Source organism: Halomonas sp. V046 (genome assembly GCF_052645355.1).
In genome coordinates this window covers 81088-100564 of sequence record NZ_JBQXYF010000012.1, presented here as the reverse complement: position 1 = coordinate 100564, position 19477 = coordinate 81088, and the positions used below count along the sequence as shown (strand labels likewise).

The 19477-nt window shown below is 64.7% G+C and carries 17 protein-coding genes and 2 tRNA genes; 13 read left to right on the top strand and 6 right to left on the bottom strand.

Annotation, left to right across the window (positions count from 1 at the left end; translation table 11 throughout):
* Positions 1-116 precede the first annotated feature (116 nt).
* Complete coding sequence (locus tag ACUN9Y_RS16645; protein ID WP_445461845.1) at positions 117-731, bottom strand: riboflavin synthase subunit alpha; 615 nt, start codon at positions 729-731, stop codon at positions 117-119.
* A gap of 479 nt (positions 732-1210) precedes the next feature.
* Here ACUN9Y_RS16645 and ACUN9Y_RS16640 point away from each other — a divergent pair, with 479 nt between their 5' ends.
* The 4 genes from ACUN9Y_RS16640 (at position 1211) to ACUN9Y_RS16625 (ending at position 4539) form a co-directional block, all read left to right on the top strand.
* Positions 1211-2254: a methionine ABC transporter ATP-binding protein gene (locus ACUN9Y_RS16640; protein WP_445461844.1), complete on the top strand. Its 1044-nt coding sequence runs from the start codon at positions 1211-1213 to the stop codon at positions 2252-2254.
* Positions 2235-2888: a methionine ABC transporter permease gene (locus tag ACUN9Y_RS16635; RefSeq protein ID WP_445461843.1), complete on the top strand. Its 654-nt coding sequence runs from the start codon at positions 2235-2237 to the stop codon at positions 2886-2888. The genes ACUN9Y_RS16640 and ACUN9Y_RS16635 overlap by 20 nt, the downstream gene beginning before the upstream one ends.
* Before the next feature lie 112 nt (positions 2889-3000).
* Positions 3001-3795 (top strand): MetQ/NlpA family ABC transporter substrate-binding protein, encoded by a 795-nt coding sequence (locus tag ACUN9Y_RS16630; protein WP_445461842.1) that lies wholly within the window; start codon positions 3001-3003, stop codon positions 3793-3795.
* Between the two features lie 279 nt (positions 3796-4074).
* Complete coding sequence (locus ACUN9Y_RS16625; RefSeq protein WP_445461841.1) at positions 4075-4539, top strand: GAF domain-containing protein; 465 nt, start codon at positions 4075-4077, stop codon at positions 4537-4539.
* 270 nt (positions 4540-4809) lie between these two features.
* Here ACUN9Y_RS16625 and ACUN9Y_RS16620 read toward each other — a convergent pair.
* Together ACUN9Y_RS16620 and ACUN9Y_RS16615 are read right to left on the bottom strand one after the other, a co-directional pair.
* A tRNA-Val gene (locus ACUN9Y_RS16620) sits at positions 4810-4886 on the bottom strand.
* 78 nt (positions 4887-4964) lie between these two features.
* Positions 4965-5041 (bottom strand) — tRNA-Val (locus tag ACUN9Y_RS16615).
* A 388-nt stretch (positions 5042-5429) separates the two neighbouring features.
* Here ACUN9Y_RS16615 and ACUN9Y_RS16610 point away from each other — a divergent pair.
* The 5 genes from ACUN9Y_RS16610 (at position 5430) to ACUN9Y_RS16590 (ending at position 12207) form a co-directional block, all read left to right on the top strand.
* Positions 5430-6188, top strand: a complete 759-nt coding sequence (locus ACUN9Y_RS16610; RefSeq protein ID WP_445461840.1) for a DeoR/GlpR family transcriptional regulator — start codon at positions 5430-5432, stop codon at positions 6186-6188.
* Between the two features lie 597 nt (positions 6189-6785).
* Positions 6786-7604, top strand: a complete 819-nt coding sequence (locus ACUN9Y_RS16605) for an MIP/aquaporin family protein (protein ID WP_445461839.1) — start codon at positions 6786-6788, stop codon at positions 7602-7604.
* A gap of 74 nt (positions 7605-7678) precedes the next feature.
* Positions 7679-9184: a glycerol kinase GlpK gene (gene glpK, locus ACUN9Y_RS16600; RefSeq protein ID WP_445461838.1), complete on the top strand. Its 1506-nt coding sequence runs from the start codon at positions 7679-7681 to the stop codon at positions 9182-9184.
* 144 nt (positions 9185-9328) lie between these two features.
* Positions 9329-10981, top strand: a complete 1653-nt coding sequence (locus tag ACUN9Y_RS16595) for a glycerol-3-phosphate dehydrogenase/oxidase (protein ID WP_445461837.1) — start codon at positions 9329-9331, stop codon at positions 10979-10981.
* A 134-nt stretch (positions 10982-11115) separates the two neighbouring features.
* Positions 11116-12207 carry an endonuclease/exonuclease/phosphatase family protein gene (locus ACUN9Y_RS16590; protein ID WP_445461836.1) on the top strand — a complete coding sequence of 364 codons (1092 nt, stop codon included), beginning with the start codon at positions 11116-11118 and terminating at the stop codon, positions 12205-12207.
* A gap of 202 nt (positions 12208-12409) precedes the next feature.
* Here the strand turns inward: ACUN9Y_RS16590 and ACUN9Y_RS16585 are convergent, their stop codons facing one another.
* Positions 12410-13789, bottom strand: coding sequence for a class II fumarate hydratase (locus tag ACUN9Y_RS16585; protein WP_445461835.1), 1380 nt, complete (start codon positions 13787-13789; stop codon positions 12410-12412).
* A 383-nt stretch (positions 13790-14172) separates the two neighbouring features.
* Between ACUN9Y_RS16585 and ACUN9Y_RS16580 the strand changes: the two genes are divergently transcribed.
* Together ACUN9Y_RS16580 and ACUN9Y_RS16575 are read left to right on the top strand one after the other, a co-directional pair.
* Positions 14173-14568, top strand: coding sequence for a phasin family protein (locus ACUN9Y_RS16580; protein ID WP_445461834.1), 396 nt, complete (start codon positions 14173-14175; stop codon positions 14566-14568).
* A gap of 284 nt (positions 14569-14852) precedes the next feature.
* Positions 14853-15434 carry a hypothetical protein gene (locus ACUN9Y_RS16575; protein ID WP_445461833.1) on the top strand — a complete coding sequence of 194 codons (582 nt, stop codon included), beginning with the start codon at positions 14853-14855 and terminating at the stop codon, positions 15432-15434.
* A 250-nt stretch (positions 15435-15684) separates the two neighbouring features.
* Here ACUN9Y_RS16575 and hda read toward each other — a convergent pair whose 3' ends face one another.
* Positions 15685-16386: a DnaA regulatory inactivator Hda gene (gene hda, locus ACUN9Y_RS16570; RefSeq protein WP_445461832.1), complete on the bottom strand. Its 702-nt coding sequence runs from the start codon at positions 16384-16386 to the stop codon at positions 15685-15687.
* On the bottom strand, positions 16383-17501 hold the full coding sequence (locus ACUN9Y_RS16565) for an AI-2E family transporter (RefSeq protein ID WP_445461831.1): 1119 nt from the start codon (positions 17499-17501) through the stop codon (positions 16383-16385). Before ACUN9Y_RS16565 ends, hda begins: the two co-directional genes overlap by 4 nt.
* Positions 17502-17673: 172 nt before the next feature.
* Here ACUN9Y_RS16565 and purM point away from each other — a divergent pair, with 172 nt between their 5' ends.
* Together purM and purN are read left to right on the top strand one after the other, a co-directional pair.
* Positions 17674-18747 (top strand): phosphoribosylformylglycinamidine cyclo-ligase, encoded by a 1074-nt coding sequence (gene purM / locus ACUN9Y_RS16560; protein WP_445461830.1) that lies wholly within the window; start codon positions 17674-17676, stop codon positions 18745-18747.
* Entirely contained in the window at positions 18744-19475 is a 732-nt protein-coding gene (purN, locus tag ACUN9Y_RS16555; protein WP_445461829.1) for a phosphoribosylglycinamide formyltransferase, read from the top strand. Before purM ends, purN begins: the two co-directional genes overlap by 4 nt.
* Positions 19476-19477 lie beyond the last annotated feature (2 nt).

Below are 19477 nucleotides of genomic sequence, written 5' to 3'. Positions count from 1 at the left end.
GAAGGAGACACGGAGCAAGCCGACCGCTACTGCACACTCTCAACGGCGCCACGCCATACCAAGACGTCACCGGGGACCACGCCGCCCGACCACGACGGTGCCTCCCGGGCGCGCCCTTACCCTCGGGCAGCCATCACCCGCTCCACCGTTTCAACGATGGCCTGGGTCTGAGGATCCACCTCGATATTCACGTTGTCGCCAGGCTGGCGCTCAGCGAGGACGGTTCGCTGCAGGGTTTCCGGAATCAGATCGACGCAAAAGGCCCGGCCCTCGTCGCGGACGGCGCCGATGGTCAGGCTGATCCCGTCGACGCCGATGTAGCCCTTGGCGAAGACGAAGCGCTCAAGCCCAGCCGGCAGCCGAAACCACAACCGACGATTATTGGGCGCCTCGTCCACCTCGATCAACTCGGCCATGCCCATGACATGGCCCGACATGGCGTGCCCCCCGATCTCGTCGCCAAACCGCGCGGCCCGCTCGACATTCAGACGACTGCCCACCGCGAGTTGCCCCAGGTTGGTGACCCTCAGTGTCTCGCGCATCAGATCGAAGCTGACACGCCGCCCCGTCACGGCGGTGACGGTGAGGCAAACGCCGTTATGCGCCACGGAGGCCCCCAGTTCCAGCCCGGTGAGCAACGCATCGGGCAACTCGATGGTATGCGTGCGGAAGGCTTGTGCCTCTTCAATGGCAACCACTTCCGCGGTGCCCTGAACGATACCCGTAAACATGACGTCTCCTGAACAATCTGCTGCACGGCCTCATGCCGCACCGCGACCCGGCGTCGACCGGATGCCGGTCGGCCAGTCTAAGCACGTCGATGGAACGCGTCCATGCGCTCGCCATCCTGGCCCGCCAGGCGCCCTCGGCTGTCGGGCCACTTGCAGGCCAGATCACCGCCGTACTGTCATTTTATAGTCATTTACGTTGCGCATGCCGGACGCAAGCGGTGGTACTTCTCAAGGGGTATGCCAAAACGTTTGACACCCCTGCCCGTGATCCCTATTCTTGCCCGCTACATTTTGAAGGCGCCGATTTGTACCCGGATTGCGGGCGCCCGCACGATGACGCTCACAAGGCGTTGTCGGGTGAAGTGCAGCTAAAAGGGTGTGTCCAGCGTTGATGGCCACCCGTCAGGGTGGCCTTTTTTTTGCCACTCCACTGCCATTGCCCGCCTCTCCCGTCCCATCGGCGCCACTCGGTGGCTGAGATGATACGACTGCATAACGTTTCCAAGACCTTCGGCACGGGCCCAAGGGCCGTCACGGCGCTGAAGAACATCGACCTGCATGTTCCCAAGGGCCAGATCCACGGCGTGATCGGCCTCTCCGGCGCCGGCAAATCGACCCTGATCCGCTGCGTCAATCTCCTCGAACGCCCCTCCACCGGCAGCGTGTTCGTCGATGATCGTGAGCTGACCGGCCTCTCCGGCGCCGAGCTGAATCAGGCCCGCCATCGCATCGGCATGATCTTCCAGCACTTCAACCTGCTGACCTCGCGCACGGTCTTCAATAACGTCGCCCTGCCTCTCGAGCTCATGGGCATGAAGCGCGATGCCATCACCGAACGCGTGACGCCACTGCTCGACCTGGTCGGCCTTTCCGACAAGGCGCATCAGCACCCGGCCCAGCTATCGGGCGGTCAGAAACAGCGCGTTGCCATTGCCCGGGCGCTCGCCAGCCGCCCTCGGGTCCTGCTCTGCGATGAAGCCACCTCGGCCCTCGATCCCCAGACCACCGGCTCGATCCTGGAACTCTTGCAGGACATCAACCACAAGCTCGGCCTGACCATCCTGCTGATCACCCACGAGATGGAAGTGGTCAAGACCATCTGCCACCGAGTCAGCCTGATTTCCGACGGTGAGCTGGTCGAACAGGCCGATGTCGGCGATTTCTTCACCGCCCCGAGGACCCGCCTTGGCCGCCACTTCCTCAACGACTTTCTGGAGTTGGATCCTCCTCGCGCCCTGGTCGAACGTCTCGAGACCGCCGCCGGTGAGCAGACCCATCCGGTGGTACGCCTGGCCTTCTCCGGTGACGCCGTATCGACACCGCTGATTTCGCGACTGGCCCGAGAATGCGGCGTCGACGTCAGCATCCTGCAGGCCAAGGTCGAGTCGATTCAGGAGCGCACCCTGGGCCTTATGATCGCCGAACTGATGGGGGACGCCGACGACACGCGTCGCGCCATCGACTATCTCGAATCCCATGACCTGAACGTGGAGGTGCTTGGCCATGTCCAGCGCGATGCTTAACCTGATCCTCGAGGCTACCCTCGATACCCTTTATATGGTCGCCCTCTCCGGGGTCATCTCGGCAGCCCTCGGCATTCCCCTCGGCGTGCTGCTCTACGTCACTCGGCCGCGCCAGATTCTGGCCCAGCCAGTCCTCAATGGCGCCTTGAGCCTGATCACCAACGTCGGCCGGTCGATCCCCTTCATCATCCTGATGGTCGCGATCATCCCGTTCACGCGGATGCTCGTTGGCTCGTCCATCGGCACCAATGCCGCCGCCGTCCCCCTGACCATCGCCGCCATCCCCTTTATCGCCCGCCTGGTCGAAGGCGCGCTCAACGAGCTGTCCCCAGGCCTGGTAGAGGCCGCGCAGTCCATGGGTGCCACGCCCTGGCAGATCATTACCAAGGTCCTGTTGCCGGAGGCCCGCGGCGGCATCTTCACCGCCTTGACCGTCACCGCCGTCACCCTGGTCAGCTACTCGGCCATGGCCGGCGCCGTCGGCGGTGGCGGACTCGGTGACCTCGGCATCCGTTACGGCTACAACCGCTTCAACCCGACGATCATGTTGATCACGGTAGCCATTCTGGTGGTCATGGTGCAGGCCTTTCAGAGCCTCGGTGACACCCTGGTACGCAGAAGCAATCACAAGTGATGGCGATCACTCTAATAACCTAAAAGTATTACACAAAGATTATTTATTCCATTATGATTGGCAGCGACGTCGCGAACATCGCGCACAACACAACGCAACGGGAGACTTCGACATGCGCAAGACCCTGATTGGCGCCCTGGCGCTCTCCACCCTGTCTCTGGCCATCAGCCAGGCCAACGCCGACGAGCACAGCATCAAGGTCGGCACAGTGGCAGGCCCCGAGACAGACGTCATGCAGGTCGCCGTCGACCTCGCCGAAGAGCGCTACGGCCTGGACGTCGAGATCATCGAGTTCACCGACTACGTGACGCCCAACGCCGCGCTCGCCGACGGCAGCCTCGACGCCAATGCCTACCAGCACGAGCCGTACATGAAGGCCATGGTCAACGATCGTGGCTACGATTTCGCCATCGCCGGCCGCACCTTCGTCTACCCGATCGGCGCCTACTCGGAGAAGTACGACGCCATCGAGGACCTGCCCGAGGGTGCCACCATTGCGCTGCCCAACGACCCGTCCAACGAAGGCCGCTCGCTGATCCTGCTGCACAATGAGGGCCTGATCACCCTGGACGACCCGACCAACCTCGAGGCGACGCCGCTCGACATCGTCGAAAACCCCAAGGACTTCGACTTCCGCGAGATCGAGGCCGCCCAGTTGCCCCGCGTGCTGCCGGACGTCGACATGGCCTTCATCAACAACACCTTCGCCCAGCCCGCCGGCCTGACACTGGCCGACGCCCTGGTCAAGGAAGGCCCCGAGTCGCCCTACGTCAACATCATCGCCGTGCGCGGCGGCGACGAAGAGCGCGAGGCCATCAAGCAGCTAGTCGACGCCTACCAGAGCGACGAAGTCGCCGCCAAGGCCGAGGAGCTGTTCAAGGGCGCTGCCGTTCCCGGCTGGGAGTGAGGCTCGTGTCGAGGCCTGTCTCAAGCGCCGGACCCCACGCTATCGCGCAGCGGGTCTAGCCCCCGGGCACCGACACCACCTCACGCGCAGCACCCGAGCGAGGCCGGCAGCTTGCCGGCCTCGCCACGTTCAGTCCTCGCCATGTTCAGGCCTCGCCGCGTTCAGGCCTCGCAAGGCGCGGCCTCGACGGCAAGGGCGCCGTCCACCCGGGCCTACGCCCGATCGCCCCGCCCCCCGTATCGATCACAGCACACCCCCAGGCAGCCCCAAGGATCCCCCATGAGCGACTACCCCCTGCTCAACCGCCAACTCGATGCCCTGCTCGACACCCGGGACTGGCTGACCAACACGGCCCAGACCAGCGCCTTTCTCATGCAGCAGATCCCCGACCTCAACTGGGCCGGGTTCTACCTCCAGCGTACGCCTCGGGTGCTCTCCCTCGGCCCCTTCCAGGGCAAGCCTGCCTGCCACCCCATCCCCTTCGACAAGGGCGTGTGCGGTGCGGCGGCGCGAGATGGCGAGACCCAGCGGGTCGACGATGTCCACGCCGTGGCCGATCACATCGCCTGCGACAGCGAGTCGCGCTCGGAGCTGGTGGTGCCGATTCATGCCCCGGACGGCAGCCTGTGGGGCGTGCTCGATCTTGACAGCCCCCGGCCAGGGCGCTTCAGCGAAGCCGACCAGGCCGGCATCGAGTCGCTCGTCGCGACCTTCCGTGCCAACAGCGATCTCAACGGGGTCTAACGCGAAAGGACGGGAATCTGAGCGCGACAACCCGGCCCGGAACCCGGCCGCCAGCAGCGAGGGTCGGGTCGGGTCGCAGACGATGCGATACCTCGAAGGCCACCGATGGCGACCCTCCCCGCCCGCCCCCCCGAGGCGAACAGAGGCCGAACAGAGGCCGAACAGAGGGTGAACCAAGGATGCGAGCCAACAGCGCCGACGACCGCGAGCAACCACCGGCTTCTCGCGCATACGGAAAACGCCCCGCAGCAGGGCTGCGGGGCGATGTCTTGGTAGGACCAGGCGGATTTGAACCGCCGACCTCCACGATGTCAACGTGGCGCTCTAACCAACTGAGCTATGGTCCTAGAAATCGGGGTTGCTTTGCACCACTCACCAGCAGGCGTTGCCAGCCGCGCCCTCTTCGGGCACTCGGTGTGCGAAGCTGGTAGGACCAGGCGGATTTGAACCGCCGACCTCCACGATGTCAACGTGGCGCTCTAACCAACTGAGCTATGGTCCTACGACTGCCACCAGGCACCTTCTAGGCTTCGTCTTGCCCTGGCAACGGAGACGCATTCTACGCAATCGCCGGACAAATGCAACCCCTTGAGTTCACCGAATGATTTTCTCTTTCGCCACACCTCACAGGGCATGACGCCGAGCCCTTTCTTCATCCGTCCCCGGGCTGCTCCAATGGCTGCTCCAAGGACTGCTCCAAGGACTGCTCCAGGGTCTGGGCGGTCATCGCCTTCGCGCCTCGAGCGCATCGAGTGCATCAAGCGCCCCCCGGTCAACCACCCAACAAGATACCCAGCACGCCGTCACACCGCGCCGGTCGGTATTTACCATCGCCAAGGGCCCGGGTGTTCGTTTACGATCATCTCAACGGCCAGCATCGGGACACCGGCATGAACCAGCAACAGCGTCAGGACGCCATCATCGAACTGGTGGGGCGCCAGGGATACGCCAGCATCGAGCAGCTCACCGACCACTTTGCGGTAACGCCACAGACAATCCGCCGCGACCTCAATGCCCTGGCAAGCGAAGGCCGCCTGCGCCGTGTCCACGGCGGGGCGGGACTCGAATCGAGCACCGTCAACACGGCCTACGCCACCCGCAAGACCCTCAACCTGGACGCCAAACGGCGCATCGCCGAAGCGGTGGCCGGCCAGGTGCCTGACCACGCGTCGCTGTTCATCAATATCGGCACCAGCAACGAGCTGATTGCCGAGGCGTTGCTCGATCACCAGGGGCTGGAGGTGATTACCAACAACCTGAACGTGGCAGCAATCCTGCACCACAAGGAAGACTTCAACGTCATCGTCGCCGGCGGCCAGGTGCGGCCACGGGATGGCGGCATCATCGGCGAGGCCACCATCGACTTTATTCACCAGTTCAAGGTCGACATCGGCCTGATCGGTATCAGCGGCATCGACGACGACGGCTCGCTGCTGGAGTTCGACTATCAGGAAGTGCGCGTGGCCCAGGCCATCATCCAGAATTCGCGCCAGGTTTTTCTGGCCGCCGACTATTCGAAGTTCCATCGCAATCCCGTCGTCCGCCAGGGCAACATCGGCCAGCTGGACGCGCTGTTCACCGACCGCGCGCCCCCGGACCCCATTCTGGGGCTATTGCAAGAGCACGGTGTTCAACTGCATATCGCCTAGCCCACCCCCAGAGCCACGCGGCTGATTTTCCACCCTCCTGCCCCGAAGCGCGTCGTCTGGCGCCAGTGGCCGGTGGCGTCCATCGAAGTCTATCTCACGCTAGCCGGGCGCCAACCACCCCTTTAAAGTTCCGATTTCATCATATAACGAAAACAAACGAACATTTGTCGGGCCAGCGCCACACCCGGCTATTCCCTGACGCTGCCCGGCCCTGCCCTACTCGCGTCGCCCCCCAGGCCTGAGGCCACGAATGGCCTGTCCTCACCATTTCTGCGCCCGTCGCTTTTCGCTGTTCCCTTTCCCCACCCTCTCTACTTGCCCTCTCTACTTGCCCTCTCTCTTCCTCTTCGCCCCTCCCTTGGCTCTTCCCTTGCCATTCCAGTGTCCATCGACGCGGCGACAACCACGGCCATCGAGGTCGCATCTTCGACCAAAGAACAACAGAAAAAGCCGAGAGCCTCTATTGAACCGCTCGACGGGCGACACTAGTATTATTTTCGTTAACGAACATTTTCAATAATATTTCGAACACGCTCGAACATCGAGCGCCACTTCTCTCACCACAACGATCATCCCACCCTCCGGAGGCTAGTCGTCATGACCCCATTTCTCGGTGAGCTGCTTGGCACCATGATCCTGATCATCTTCGGAGGCGGAGTGGTTGCCGGCGTCGTCCTCAAGGGGTCCAAAGCCAAGGACGGTGGCTGGATCGTCATCACCTTCGGCTGGGGGCTCGGCGTCGCCATGGCGATCTACGCTGTGGGTCAGTTCAGCGGCGCACACCTGAACCCTGCCATCACGGTAGCGCTGGCCACCATCGGCGAGTTTCCCTGGTCCCAGGTCCCGCTGTATCTTCTCGGCCAGATGATCGGAGCCTTCATCGGCGCCATGGTGGTGTGGCTGCACTACTATCCCCACTGGCGAGCCACCACCGACCAGGATGCCAAGCGCGCCGTCTTCTGCACCGATCCCGCCATCGAACACACGCCTTCCAACCTGATGAGCGAGATCATCGGCACCTTCGTGCTCGTGCTCGGCGTGCTGGCGATCGGCGCCAACGACTTTACCGAAGGCCTCAACCCGCTGATTGTCGGCCTGCTGGTACTGGCCATCGGCCTGTCGCTGGGCGGTACCACCGGCTACGCGATCAACCCGGCGCGAGACCTCGCGCCGCGACTGGCCCATGCGCTGCTTCCCATCGCCGGCAAGGGGCCCTCCCACTGGCGCTATGCCTGGATCCCCGTCGTCGGGCCGCTGGTGGGCGGCGTCGCTGGCGGCCTTTTCTACCGCTACGTGTTCATCGAGGGCAGCGCCAGGGCCCTGAGTCTTGGGCTCGCCGTGGTGATCGCCTGCCTGGTGCTGGATATCGTGGTCGAGCGCCGGGGCTGCCGCAGTGACGCCAGTCAACGCAGCTGACCACGCCCATCGCCAGCGCTTGCTTGCTACGCTCATTGCATCAGACAACCACAACCTCCTGCGGAGCCGCCACCATGACCCAGCGCTACATCATGTCCTTCGACCAGGGCACCACGAGTTCACGCGCGATCCTGTTCGACGCCGAGGCCCGTATCGTCGGCATCGCCCAGAAGGAATTTACCCAGCACTACCCCAGCCCCGGCCTGGTCGAACATGACGCCATGGAAATCTGGGGCAGCCAGATGGGCGTCGCACGGGAGGTCCTGGAGACCAACGGCATCAAGCCGTCCGAGGTCGCTGCCATCGGCATCACCAACCAGCGCGAGACGACGGTGATATGGGATCGCCATACCGGCAAGCCCATCCACCACGCCATCGTCTGGCAAGACCGTCGCACCGCACCGCTGTGTGACGAGCTCAAGGCCCAGGGGCTAGAACAGCACATTCGGGACACCACGGGTCTGGTGGTCGATGCCTACTTCTCAGGCACCAAGATCCGCTGGATCCTCGATCAGGTAGAAGGCGCACAGCAGCGTGCCGAGGATGGCGACCTGCTGTTTGGCACCATGGACAGCTGGCTGGTGTGGAACCTGACCCGGGGACAGCGCCACGTCACCGACGTCAGCAATGCCTCGCGCACCATGCTGTTCGACATCCACCGCTTAACATGGGACCAGCGCATGCTTGAAGCGCTGAATATTCCGCCGGCCCTGCTGCCCGAGGTGCGTCCCTCCAGCGAGGTCTACGGCACCACCGGCAGCGAAATGTTCGGCGGCGCCGAGATCCCCATCGCCGGCATCGCCGGCGATCAACAGGCGGCACTGTTCGGACAGGCCTGTTTCGACAAGGGCATGGTCAAGAACACCTACGGCACCGGCTGCTTTCTGTTGATGAATACCGGCGACACGCCGGTGCCGTCGACATCCGGGCTCCTGACCACTATCGCCTGGGGACTCGACGGCAAGGTCACCTACGCGCTGGAGGGCTCGATCTTCATCGCCGGCGCCGCCATTCAATGGCTGCGAGACGAGCTCAAGATGCTCGACTCCGCCGAGGATTCCGAGTACTACGCCGGCAAGGTCGACGACGCCGGTGGTGTTTACGTGGTCCCCGCCTTCGCCGGTCTCGGCGCGCCCTATTGGGACATGTACGCCCGCGGCGCGATCTTCGGCCTGACTCGCGGCTCGAGCAAGGAACACATCACCCGCGCCACCCTGGATGCGCTGGCCTACCAGACCCGCGACATCATCGATGCCATGGCCGCGGACTCCGGCATCACCCTGAAATCACTGCGGGTAGACGGCGGCGCGGTGGCCAACAACGTCATGATGCAGTTCCAGTCCGACATGCTCGGCGTCAGCGTGGACCGACCCGAAGTGACCGAAACCACGGCCCTCGGTGCGGCGTATCTGGCCGGCATCGCAGTCGGCCTGTGGACCCAGGACGAGCTGGCCAACAAGGGACGCATTGAACGTCATTTCGAGCCCGCCATGACGCCCGAGGAACGCGAGCGGCGCTACAAGGGCTGGAAGAAGGCCGTGCGCCGGACCATGAACTGGGAACGCGAAGACGCCGAGTAACACTTGATGCGAAAGCACCACCAAGCCCAGACGCCAGGGCGCCCATGACGGCCTTGGCCCGAGCATCCCGACCACGACGGCCTTTGCATTAGTGTTATTTGCATTAGCGTCCCTCATACGACGCCGGCCACAAGGAGCCTTTTCATGCAGCTTCGCGACAGCAATCTCCAGCGGCTCGCCCAGGAGACCTTCGATGTACTGATCGTGGGCGGTGGTATCAATGGTGCCTCGGCAGCGGCGGCCCTTGCCGGCAAGGGCGTCAAGGTGGCATTGATCGACCGCGGCGACTTCGCTGGCAGCACCAGCCAGCAGTCGTCGAACCTGGTCTGGGGTGGCATCAAGTACATGGAGAGCTATGACTTTTCTCTGGTACGCAAGCTATGCCGGAGCCGCAACCACCTGATCGAGAGCTTCCCCTCGACGGTGCAGGAGATTCGCTTCCTGACCACCATCACCAAGGGCTTTCGCTACCGCCCCCGCACCCTGTGGGCCGGCTCCTGGCTCTACTGGCTGATGGGCAACGGCTTCACCCGCCGCCCCCGATTCCTTACTCCCAGCGCCATTCGTCAGGAGGAAACCATCATCGACACCGACGGCGTCCTGGGCGGCTTCGAGTACTCCGACGCCTACCTGCACGATAACGACGCGCGCTTCGTCTTCAACTTCGTCCGCGGCGCCCTCGACTACGGCGCCTGCACGGCCAACTACGTCGAGTCCCAGGGCGCCAGGCGCGTCGACAACCTCTGGGTCTGTGAGGCGAGAGACGTCACCCGCGATCGCGAGTTCGAGATTCGTGCACGAGTACTGATCAATGCCGCGGGCCCCTGGGTCGACGCCCACAATGCGGCCTCGGGCCAGGCCACCGAACACCACCACGCCTTGTCCAAGGGCATTCATCTGATCGTGCCCAGGCTCACGGACAGCCAGCGTGTGCTGGCCTTCTTCGCCGACGATGGGCGATTGTTCTTCGTCATTCCCATGGGGCCGCGCACCTGCATTGGCACCACCGACACCCGGGTCGACAGCGCACAGGTCGAGGTCACCGACGAGGACATCCGCTTCGTGCTGGACAACATCAACAAGCGCCTGTCGCTGGCCAGACCACTGGCGGCCGAGGACATCATCGCGACCCGCTGTGGCGTGCGGCCGCTGGCCGTCAAGGCCAACGCCAACAACGGCAGAGACTTCCTGCAGCTCTCGCGCAAGCACGCCATCGATACCGATGCGGCCAGCGGCCATATCAGTGTCTTCGGCGGCAAGCTCACCGATTGCCTGAATGTCGGGGAAGAAATCGTTGCCGAGGTTCAGCGCCTGGGCATCCAGGTCCCCCACCCGGCCGAACGCTGGTACGGCGAACCCGACGACTCGGTAAAGCGGGAATTCCTGCATCAGGCCAGCCTGATGGGCCTCGACGACCTGACGCCGGCCTCCTCCACGGAGCCGCTGACGGTCAGGCTGTGGCGGCGCTACGGTGTTCAGGCCCTGGACATGCTTCGCGAGATCCAGGAAGACCCTCGCCAGGGAGAGCTGCTGATCGAGGGCACCGAGTACCTGCGCTGCGAACTGCGCCAGGCCCGCAAGCGCGAGATGATCACTCGCCTCGAGGACTTCCTGCGGCGACGCTCGAAGATCGCCCTGGTGGTCGGGCGCGACGAGATTCGCCAGTCCCCAGGCCTGCGAGAGGCCTGTGACATCCTGTTCGGTGACCAGGCCAAGGCACGCCTCGATGAGTACTTCGACGCCACACCCGAGACCGCCACGCCACACACCACCACGCCGTCCAACGCCTCCGGTTGACCACCGGGTCGCGCGGACGACGGCGTGGTGCCGGATCGTCAAGGCGGGTGCATGGTGTCACTCAACGCGCGACAGCGGTACCCTTGTAGGCGTGCTCAGCGAACGCTTCCTCCCCCTGCCCGGAACCCTGCACCATGCTCGCCACTGCCCTCGACGTTGTCCTCGTCGTCGTGGTCGCCATCCTGGTGGCCGCCACTCTGCTCGCCCGCATTCCGACCCACTGGTGGTGGCTGCGAGCCTGCGAATTTCCGCGCCTGCAGATCGGCATCCTTGGCGCCATCGTGGCGTTGCTATCGCCATTGGCCGAGGCTGGCCTGACCCCGTGGATCGCGACGGCAGGCACCCTGGTCTTCATCATCCAGCTTGCCTATGTACTCCCCTGGACGCCGCTGTGGCCGATCGAGGTTCAGGCCGCCGAACCAGGCCAGCTCGAGTCTGACCAGAAGGATCGCTGCATCACCCTGTTGATCGCCAATGTCCTGACCCCCAACCGGCGCAGCGATGCGCTCATCGAGATGATCCGCGAGCATGACCCCGACATCGTGCTGACGCTGGAGTCCGACGACTGGTGGGGGCAGCGGCTCGACGCGGCGCTGAACGCGGATTGGCCCAACGCCGTGCGCGTGCCCCTCGACAACCTCTATGGCATGCACCTCTATTCGCGCCTGCCGCTGATCGAGCCCGAGGTCAAATGGCTGATCCAGGATGACATCCCCTCGATCCATTGCGATGTCGAGTTGCGCTGCGGTGACCGCGCGCGACTCCACGCCCTGCATCCGCGCCCGCCGGCACCGGGCGAGAGCACGGAGTCGCTGTGGCGAGATGCCGAACTCTCGCTCGTGGCCGAAGAGATTCATCGGACTCAGATCCCGACGCTGGTGGCAGGCGATCTCAATGACGTCGCCTGGTCACGCAGCACGCGCCTGTTTTGCCGCGTCAGCGGCATGCTCGACCCGCGCCGGGGGCGCGGCATGTTCTCAAGTTTCCATGCCGGCTACCCGCTGCTGCGCTGGCCCCTGGACCACGTCTTCTCCAGCGAGCACTTCACCCTCGCCGGCATGGCTCGCCTGCCGGCGTTCGGTTCCGATCACTTTCCGATCCTGGCCTCCTTGTGCTTTCGCCCGTCGCGCAGGGACGAACACGACGCCCCTGAGGCCAACGCCGAAGAACGTAGCGACGCACAGGAAACCGTCGCGGAAGCCCGGCAACGCGAACAAGGCGACTAAACCTGGCCCAGGAAGCCGCCGTTGCTTGGGCGGGCAAGAACGTCAACGACGGACCCGGGGCCCGCCGTTGACGATACGCCAAGGCGCCTGTCCCGCCTTTGCGCTATTTATGCATACAGCCTTACCCGCACAGTCTTGCCCGCACAGTCGGCACCGCAGGACCCGGTGGCGCGCCACCCGCCCCTAGCGCAGGCGCGGCGACTTATCCGGGTATACCGCCGCGAGTCAGCGCCGCGGGATCCAGCAGGCCTTCGAGCTCCGAGCGCGAAAGCGTGGTCTCTTCTTCTGCCACGTCGATGATCGGCCGACCGGCCTGATAGGCCTTCTTGGCGATTGCCGCCGCGGCGTTATAGCCGATGACCGAGTTCAACGCCGTGACCAGAATGGGGTTGCGGGCCAGCGGCTCTTGCAGATGATCCTCGCGCACCGTGAAGGTCGCGATGGCCTTGTCGCCCAGAAGGCGCGACGTATTGGTCATCAAGGTGATCGAGGTCAACAGGTTGCTGGCCACCAGCGGCAGCATCACGTTGAGCTGGAAGTTGCCGCTCTGGCCCGCCACGGTGACGGCGGCGTCCAGACCGATGACCTGAGCGGCCGCCTGGGCGGCGGACTCCGGGATCACCGGGTTGACCTTGCCCGGCATGATCGAGCTGCCAGGCTGCAGCGCCTCCAGCTCGATCTCGCCGAGCCCGGCCAGCGGCCCCGAGTTCATCCAGCGCAGGTCGTTGGCGACCTTCATCACCACCACCGCCAGCCCGCGCAGCTGACCCGATAACTCTACCGCCGCGTCCTGAGAACCGAGACTGGCGAAGAAGGAGTCGTTGGGGCTCAAGCTCAGTCCGGTCTGCTCGGAGAGCTTCGCCGCCATACGCTCGGCGAACTCAGGGTGGGCATTGATGCCGGTGCCCACCGCCGTGCCGCCCTGGGCCAGTCGGCAGACCCGCAGCAGTGCACTGTCGAAACGCTCGATGGCCTGGCCAATCTGGCTCGACCAGGCACCGAGTTCCTGGCTCATGCGCAGCGGCATGGCGTCCATCAGGTGGGTGCGTCCCGTCTTGATGACCCCGTCGAGTTCCGCGGCGCGGGCGTCGATCGTCTCGCGCAGGTCGACCAGGGCTGGCCTCAGCGAGCGTGTTACCTCGAGTGCCGCCGACAGGTGAAGCGCCGTCGGAATGACGTCGTTACTCGACTGCCCCATGTTGACGTGATCATTCGGCCCCACCTCGAGATCGTCGCGACTGGCCAGATGGGCGATCACTTCATTGACGTTCATGTTGCTCGAGGTACCAGAGCCCGTCTGGAACACATCGATCGGAAACTGGTCCGGATGGCGCCCTTCGACGATCGCATCGGCCGCCGCCACGATGGCATCGACGCGGGCCGTGTCGAGCAGCCCCAGGTCACCGTTGACCTGAGCGGCCGCACGCTTGATGCGGGCGATGGCATGAATGAAAGCCGGCGGCATCTGCTGACCGGAGACCGGAAAGTTGTCCACGGCACGCTGAGTCTGCGCGCCATAGAGCGCATCCCGGGGGACCTTCAGTTCGCCCATGCTGTCACGTTCGGTACGGTACTCGCTCATGCTCGGCTCCTTGGGGTAGTCACGAAGGGTTGGCGTGACAACGGCGACGAGGCGCCCGACGAGACGGCGCCTCCTTGTGTCCACGTTAGCTGCCACCGCTCTTCTCCTACACAAGATGGCGACGGCTCCGCCAGCTTGCAAGCCTCCGCGCGCAATGGCGCTCCCCTCGGCATCGTGCGGCTCAGGCCTGCCGCGAAACCGTCACACTTGTCCTTCATTCTTATCCGTGTCGCGCAAAGCGCCCCCCGATTCACGCCGGCACTCCGACACCTTGTTGCACTGCACAAACTGCTCTGCTATTGTGCAATGCAACAGAGACGGAGAAGGCATCGACCCATGGGGTCAAGGCCTTCATTACTATGACTACCCTAGGAGATTCACCGATGCGCACCTTCGACGCCAAGCAAATGTTCAACGCCAACATGTTCAACACCGAGCAGTTCGAAAACACCTTCTTCGGCCCGGCTCGCGCCTACGCCAACCTGTCCATGGACTTCGCCGAGAAGCTGGCCAATGCCCAGCTCGACGCCGCCAAGGCCTACACCGACACTGGCCTGGCCCAGGCTCGCGCCTTCGCTACCGTCAAGGACGCGGAAGGCCTGCGCAGCTACATGGAAGGCCAGCAGAAAGTCGCCAAGGACCTGACCGAGCGCCTGAAGGGCGACGCCGAGAAAGTCGTGGCCCTGCAGCAGGACTTCGTGTCCAAGAGCCAGAAGCTGACCGAAGAGAACGTCAAGCAGGCGACCGACACCGCCACCAAGGCTGCCAACGCCAAGTGATGCGGTGCCAGGGCAGCCGCCACAGCGGCTGACCCGCTCGCCTGCCTCCTCTCTTCCCCCTTGACGAGGGGGCAGGACGACGCCGAAGGCCCTCGATCGATGCGATCGGGGGCCTTTTTTGCGTTAGGCTATAGCCAGCCAGGGACGTGCCCAATGGGACGAGTTCTCGTCGACGCTCGGCGCACGCCTGATCACGGTGTCTCAGCCCCCGTGCCAGAACACCAGGCCACCGGACCGGGCGACCTCGTCCCTCCAGCATTTTCTCGAGACAGGGAGAGCATGACATGATTCGATCAGGAGGATGGCGACTCGCCGTTTTCGCGGCGGCGGCGGTGCTTGCCGGCTGCCAGAGCATCGGCACCGGCACCACCACGCGGGCTCCGGACGTCATCGATATCGGCGAGCCGAGCCCCGACATCGAACGTCCGGGGCCGCGCGACGACGCCCCCACCGCCGACCAGGCCCGGGTGCCGCGGGAAATCGCCTTCCCCGAGGAAGAGTACGCCAGACTCGCGACCTCGGGCAGTGCCGCCCTCAGCGGGCGCCTGACCATCGACACCGCCAGCGGCACCGTCATCGGCGCCGGCGAGACCGTCTCAGTGGCCCCTATCACACGCTATTCCGCCGAGGCCGCCGCCCAAGCGCTGGCGGGCCGGGCGGTGGAGCGCGCCGACCCCAGGGCGCGGCGCTACACCCATACCACCAAGACCGATAGCCAAGGCTACTTCCAGTTCACCGGCCTGCCCAGCGGCGACTTCTACGTCTCCGGCACCGTGGTCGACCCCAGCACCGGGAAACGCCAGATCATCATCAAGGAAACCTCGCTGGCAAGCGGCCAGCGCGGTGAGATCCAGCTCGAACGCTAGCCCGCGGGACGAGTCGCCGGGCGATTCGTCACCGGGCGATTCGTCACCGGGCGAGGCCGCCGACGTTCGTTGCGCTGCCCGCGGCCGGTATGCCGCCGAAGGGGCGACGAGACCGAAGAAGAAGCGACTCGACCAAGAAGGAGCGACTCGACCAAGAAGGGCCAGGAGCGCAGGACAGGCGGCCCGGGGCGAGCGTCGTGAGGCAGATAAACGGCAGATAGCGTGCGCGCCACCGCCGTCGAGCGTGCCGCTACCAGTCGAGCGCCTTCTTGACGAAAGGGATGGTCAGCTTGCGCTGGGCAGAAAGCGAAGCCAGGTCCAGCACTTCGAGCGCCCGAAACAGATCACCGAGCGCCCGGGGCCCCCGGTGCAGAATGTAGCGGGCGACTTCATCCGGCAGTTGCATGCCGCGGATCCGGGCCCGTAGCTGCAGCGCCGCCAGGCGATGATCATCGTCGAGGCCATCGAGATGAAAGGTCACCCCCCAGGTCAGGCGTGACGCCAGGTCGGGCAGCGTCACACCGAGTTGCCGCGGGGGCATCGACGCGGCGATGATCAGCCGTCGACCGCTGTCACGCAGCCGGTTGAAGGCATGAAACAGCCCCTCCTCCCAGCGCTTGCGCCCCACCACCTTGTCGAGATCATCGATCGCCAGCAGATCCAGACGCTCGACGTCCTCCAGCATTAGCGGCGGAAAGTGACCGAGTTCCTCCAGGGGCAAGTAGAGCGCCCTGCGATCCTCCGCCGAGGCCCGATGACACGCCGCCTGCAACAGGTGACTGCGCCCCGCCCCCGGCGGCCCCCACAGATAGAGAAAGGGCTCCCCTTGTGCATCGAACTGATGCACCAGGCGATCGACCAGCGCCGCATTGGGGCCGGGATGAAAATTATCGAAGGTGGCATCATCGCGCAGCCCCAGGCCCAGCGGCAGCTGCGCGGGTGCTCGACTCATGGTGACTCCTCGTCGGGTGTCTCCCGGGGGCGTTGATCGGCAGGCTCGTGGCCCGACCCACCCCCGCGCTTGGCATCATAGAGAGTTGAATCTTTATATTTTTCGTGGAGATAACGCAACACTACCATGACCATGGACGCCACCGGCAACGCCAAGAGCACGCCGGTAAAACCAAACAGCTGGCCGCCTGCGAGCACCGCGAAGATGACCGCCACCGGATGCAGGCCGATCTTGTCGCCGAGCAGCTTCGGCTGCAGGACGGTGCTCTCCACCAACTGGCCGAAACCGAAGACGCTCAAGACCGCCAGCAACATCAACCAATCATCGAACTGGAAGAATGCCACCAGCCCAGCCACCGAGATACCCACGATCACGCCAAGATAGGGCACGATACTGGCCAAGCCTGAGAGCAGCCCAATCAACAGCCCAAAGCGCACCCCGAGCAGCGTGAGGCCAACCGCGTAGATCACGCCAAGGCACAGCATCACCATCAGCTGACCCCGCAGGAAGGCCGCCAGAACCTCATCGCACTCCGCGGCCAGGCGCGAGACGGAAGGCTCCCACTGACGCGGCAAGGACCCGCGCAGCTTCGCCACCATCACGTCCCAGTCCAGCAGCAGATAAAACGTCACCACGGGAATCAGCGCCAGGTTGCCAAGCCAGGCCACCAGCGCGAGTCCGGAGCGCGATACCTGGGCCAGCAGCGACGCGGCGAAGGTACTGGTCTCCTTCCAGTTCGCCACCACGGCCTGGCGCAACTGGTCGAAGTCGGTCGACAGGTCGAGGCCGGTAAACTCCTGCACCTTCGGTAACACGGTCATCTGGACCCAGTTGAAGATGGCCGGCAACGACTCGATCAGCTGACCGATCTGACGCCCCGCCACCGGCAGGACCAGCAAGAGCGTCAGCGACAGCACCAGGGTCAACAACAGAAACACCACCGTCACGGCGAGGCGACGCGACAGGCCGCGCGCCTCCAGCCGATCGGCCAGGGGGTCCCCGAGGTACGCCAGCACCATGCTGATAAAGAACGGAGCAAGCACCGGCTCGATGCTGACAAAGAACCATAACGTCACGGCCACCACCAGCGCCGCAATCCATCCCTGCCTACCCATCGATCTCTCCCTAATAGAGGCCCCGGCCCGTGACGTGGCCGGATGGCCCGACGGCGATGCGAGACGGGCGCCGTGATGCTACAATCGCGCCCCCAACGTGCCCATTGTCTCACGGCCACAAGGTGCCGCGCACCTTACACGCCGCAGGACGACAGATTCCACAGGATCCGTCATGACCGACTCTTCCTCTCGCCCCGAACGGGCCTCGCTCAGCTACAAAGACGCCGGTGTCGATATCGATGCGGGCAACGCCCTGGTCGATCGCATCAAAGGCGTCGCCAAGCGCACCACCCGCCCCGAGGTCATGGGCGGTCTGGGCGGCTTCGGCGCCCTGTGCCAGCTGCCGAGCGGCTACCGCGAGCCGGTGCTGGTGTCCGGCACCGATGGGGTCGGTACCAAGCTGCGCCTGGCCATGGACTTGAACCGCCATGACACCATCGGCATCGACCTGGTCGCCATGTGCGTCAACGACCTGATCGTCGCCGGTGCCGAGCCGCTGCAGTTCCTCGATTACTACGCCACCGGCAAGCTCGACGTCGACATCGCCGCGGACGTCGTCACCGGCATCGGCGAAGGCTGCGAACGCGCCGGCTGCGCCCTGGTCGGTGGAGAGACCGCCGAGATGCCCGGCATGTACGAGGGCAGCGACTACGACCTGGCAGGCTTTTGCGTCGGCGTGGTTGAGAAAGACGCGATTCTCGACGGCAGCAAGGTGGGCGCAGGCGACGTGCTACTGGGACTCGCCTCCTCCGGCCCTCACTCCAACGGCTATTCCCTGATCCGCAAGATTCTTGAGGTCTCCGGCGCCGACCTTGCCACCGACATCGATGGTCAGCCTCTGGCCGATGCGCTGATGGCGCCGACTCGAATCTACGTCAAGCCGCTGCTCGATCTGCTGCGTGCCACCGACCTGCCGGTCCATGCCTTGTCGCACATCACCGGCGGCGGCCTGCTCGAGAACCTGCCCAGGGTGCTGCCCGAGACCTTGACCGCCCATATCGACACCGCCAGCTGGACACGCCCGGCGGTCTTCGACTGGCTCCAGCAGCAGGGCAACGTCGCCGAACAGGAAATGTACCGCGTGCTCAACTGCGGCATCGGCATGGTCCTCGTGGTCCCCGAAGAGTTCGCCGACAAGACCCGCGCCCACCTCCAGGCCCAGGGCGAAACCGTCTACCGCATCGGCCAGATCGCCGCCCGCCAGGGTGACGAGGAGCAGGTACAGATGGAGCCGTCGGCCCCATGAGCGACGTCGATACCATCACCGATACCGTCAACGGCTTCACCCCCGAAGATAGCCGCGTGCCCAGGGTCGTGGTGTTGATTTCGGGGGGAGGCACGAACCTGCAGACGCTGATCGACGCCCAGACCCACGATGAACTGGGCGGCGAGATCGTCGCGGTCGTCTCCAATGTCGCCGATGCCTACGGCCTGAAGCGTGCCAAGGATGCCGGGATCGACGCGGTCGCCCTGCCCCATCGCGAGTACGATAGCCGCGACGCCTTCGACGGTGCCTTGATCAAGGTCATTGAACGCCACGAGCCGGATCTCGTGGTGCTGGCCGGCTTCATGCGCATCTTGACGCCGCGCTTCGTACAGCGCTTCCTGGGTCGAATGATCAACATCCACCCGTCGCTGCTGCCTGCCTATCAGGGGCTCAACACCCATGCACGAGCCCTCGACGACGGCATCGTCGACCACGGCTGCAGCGTGCACTTTGTGACCGAAGAGCTCGATGGCGGCCCGGTCGCCATTCAGGCGGTGGTGCACGTCGAGCCCGGCGACGATGCGGACACCCTCAAGGCCCGGGTGCTGACCCGAGAGCACCTGATCTTCCCGATCGCGGTACGCTGGTTCCTCGAAGGCCGACTGCGCCTCTCCGGTGACGTCGCCACCATCGACGGCCAGCCACTGCCCCCCGGCGGCATGCGTCTATCCCATGAAGACGCCGCCGCCGAGCTTGATGAAGAATAAGC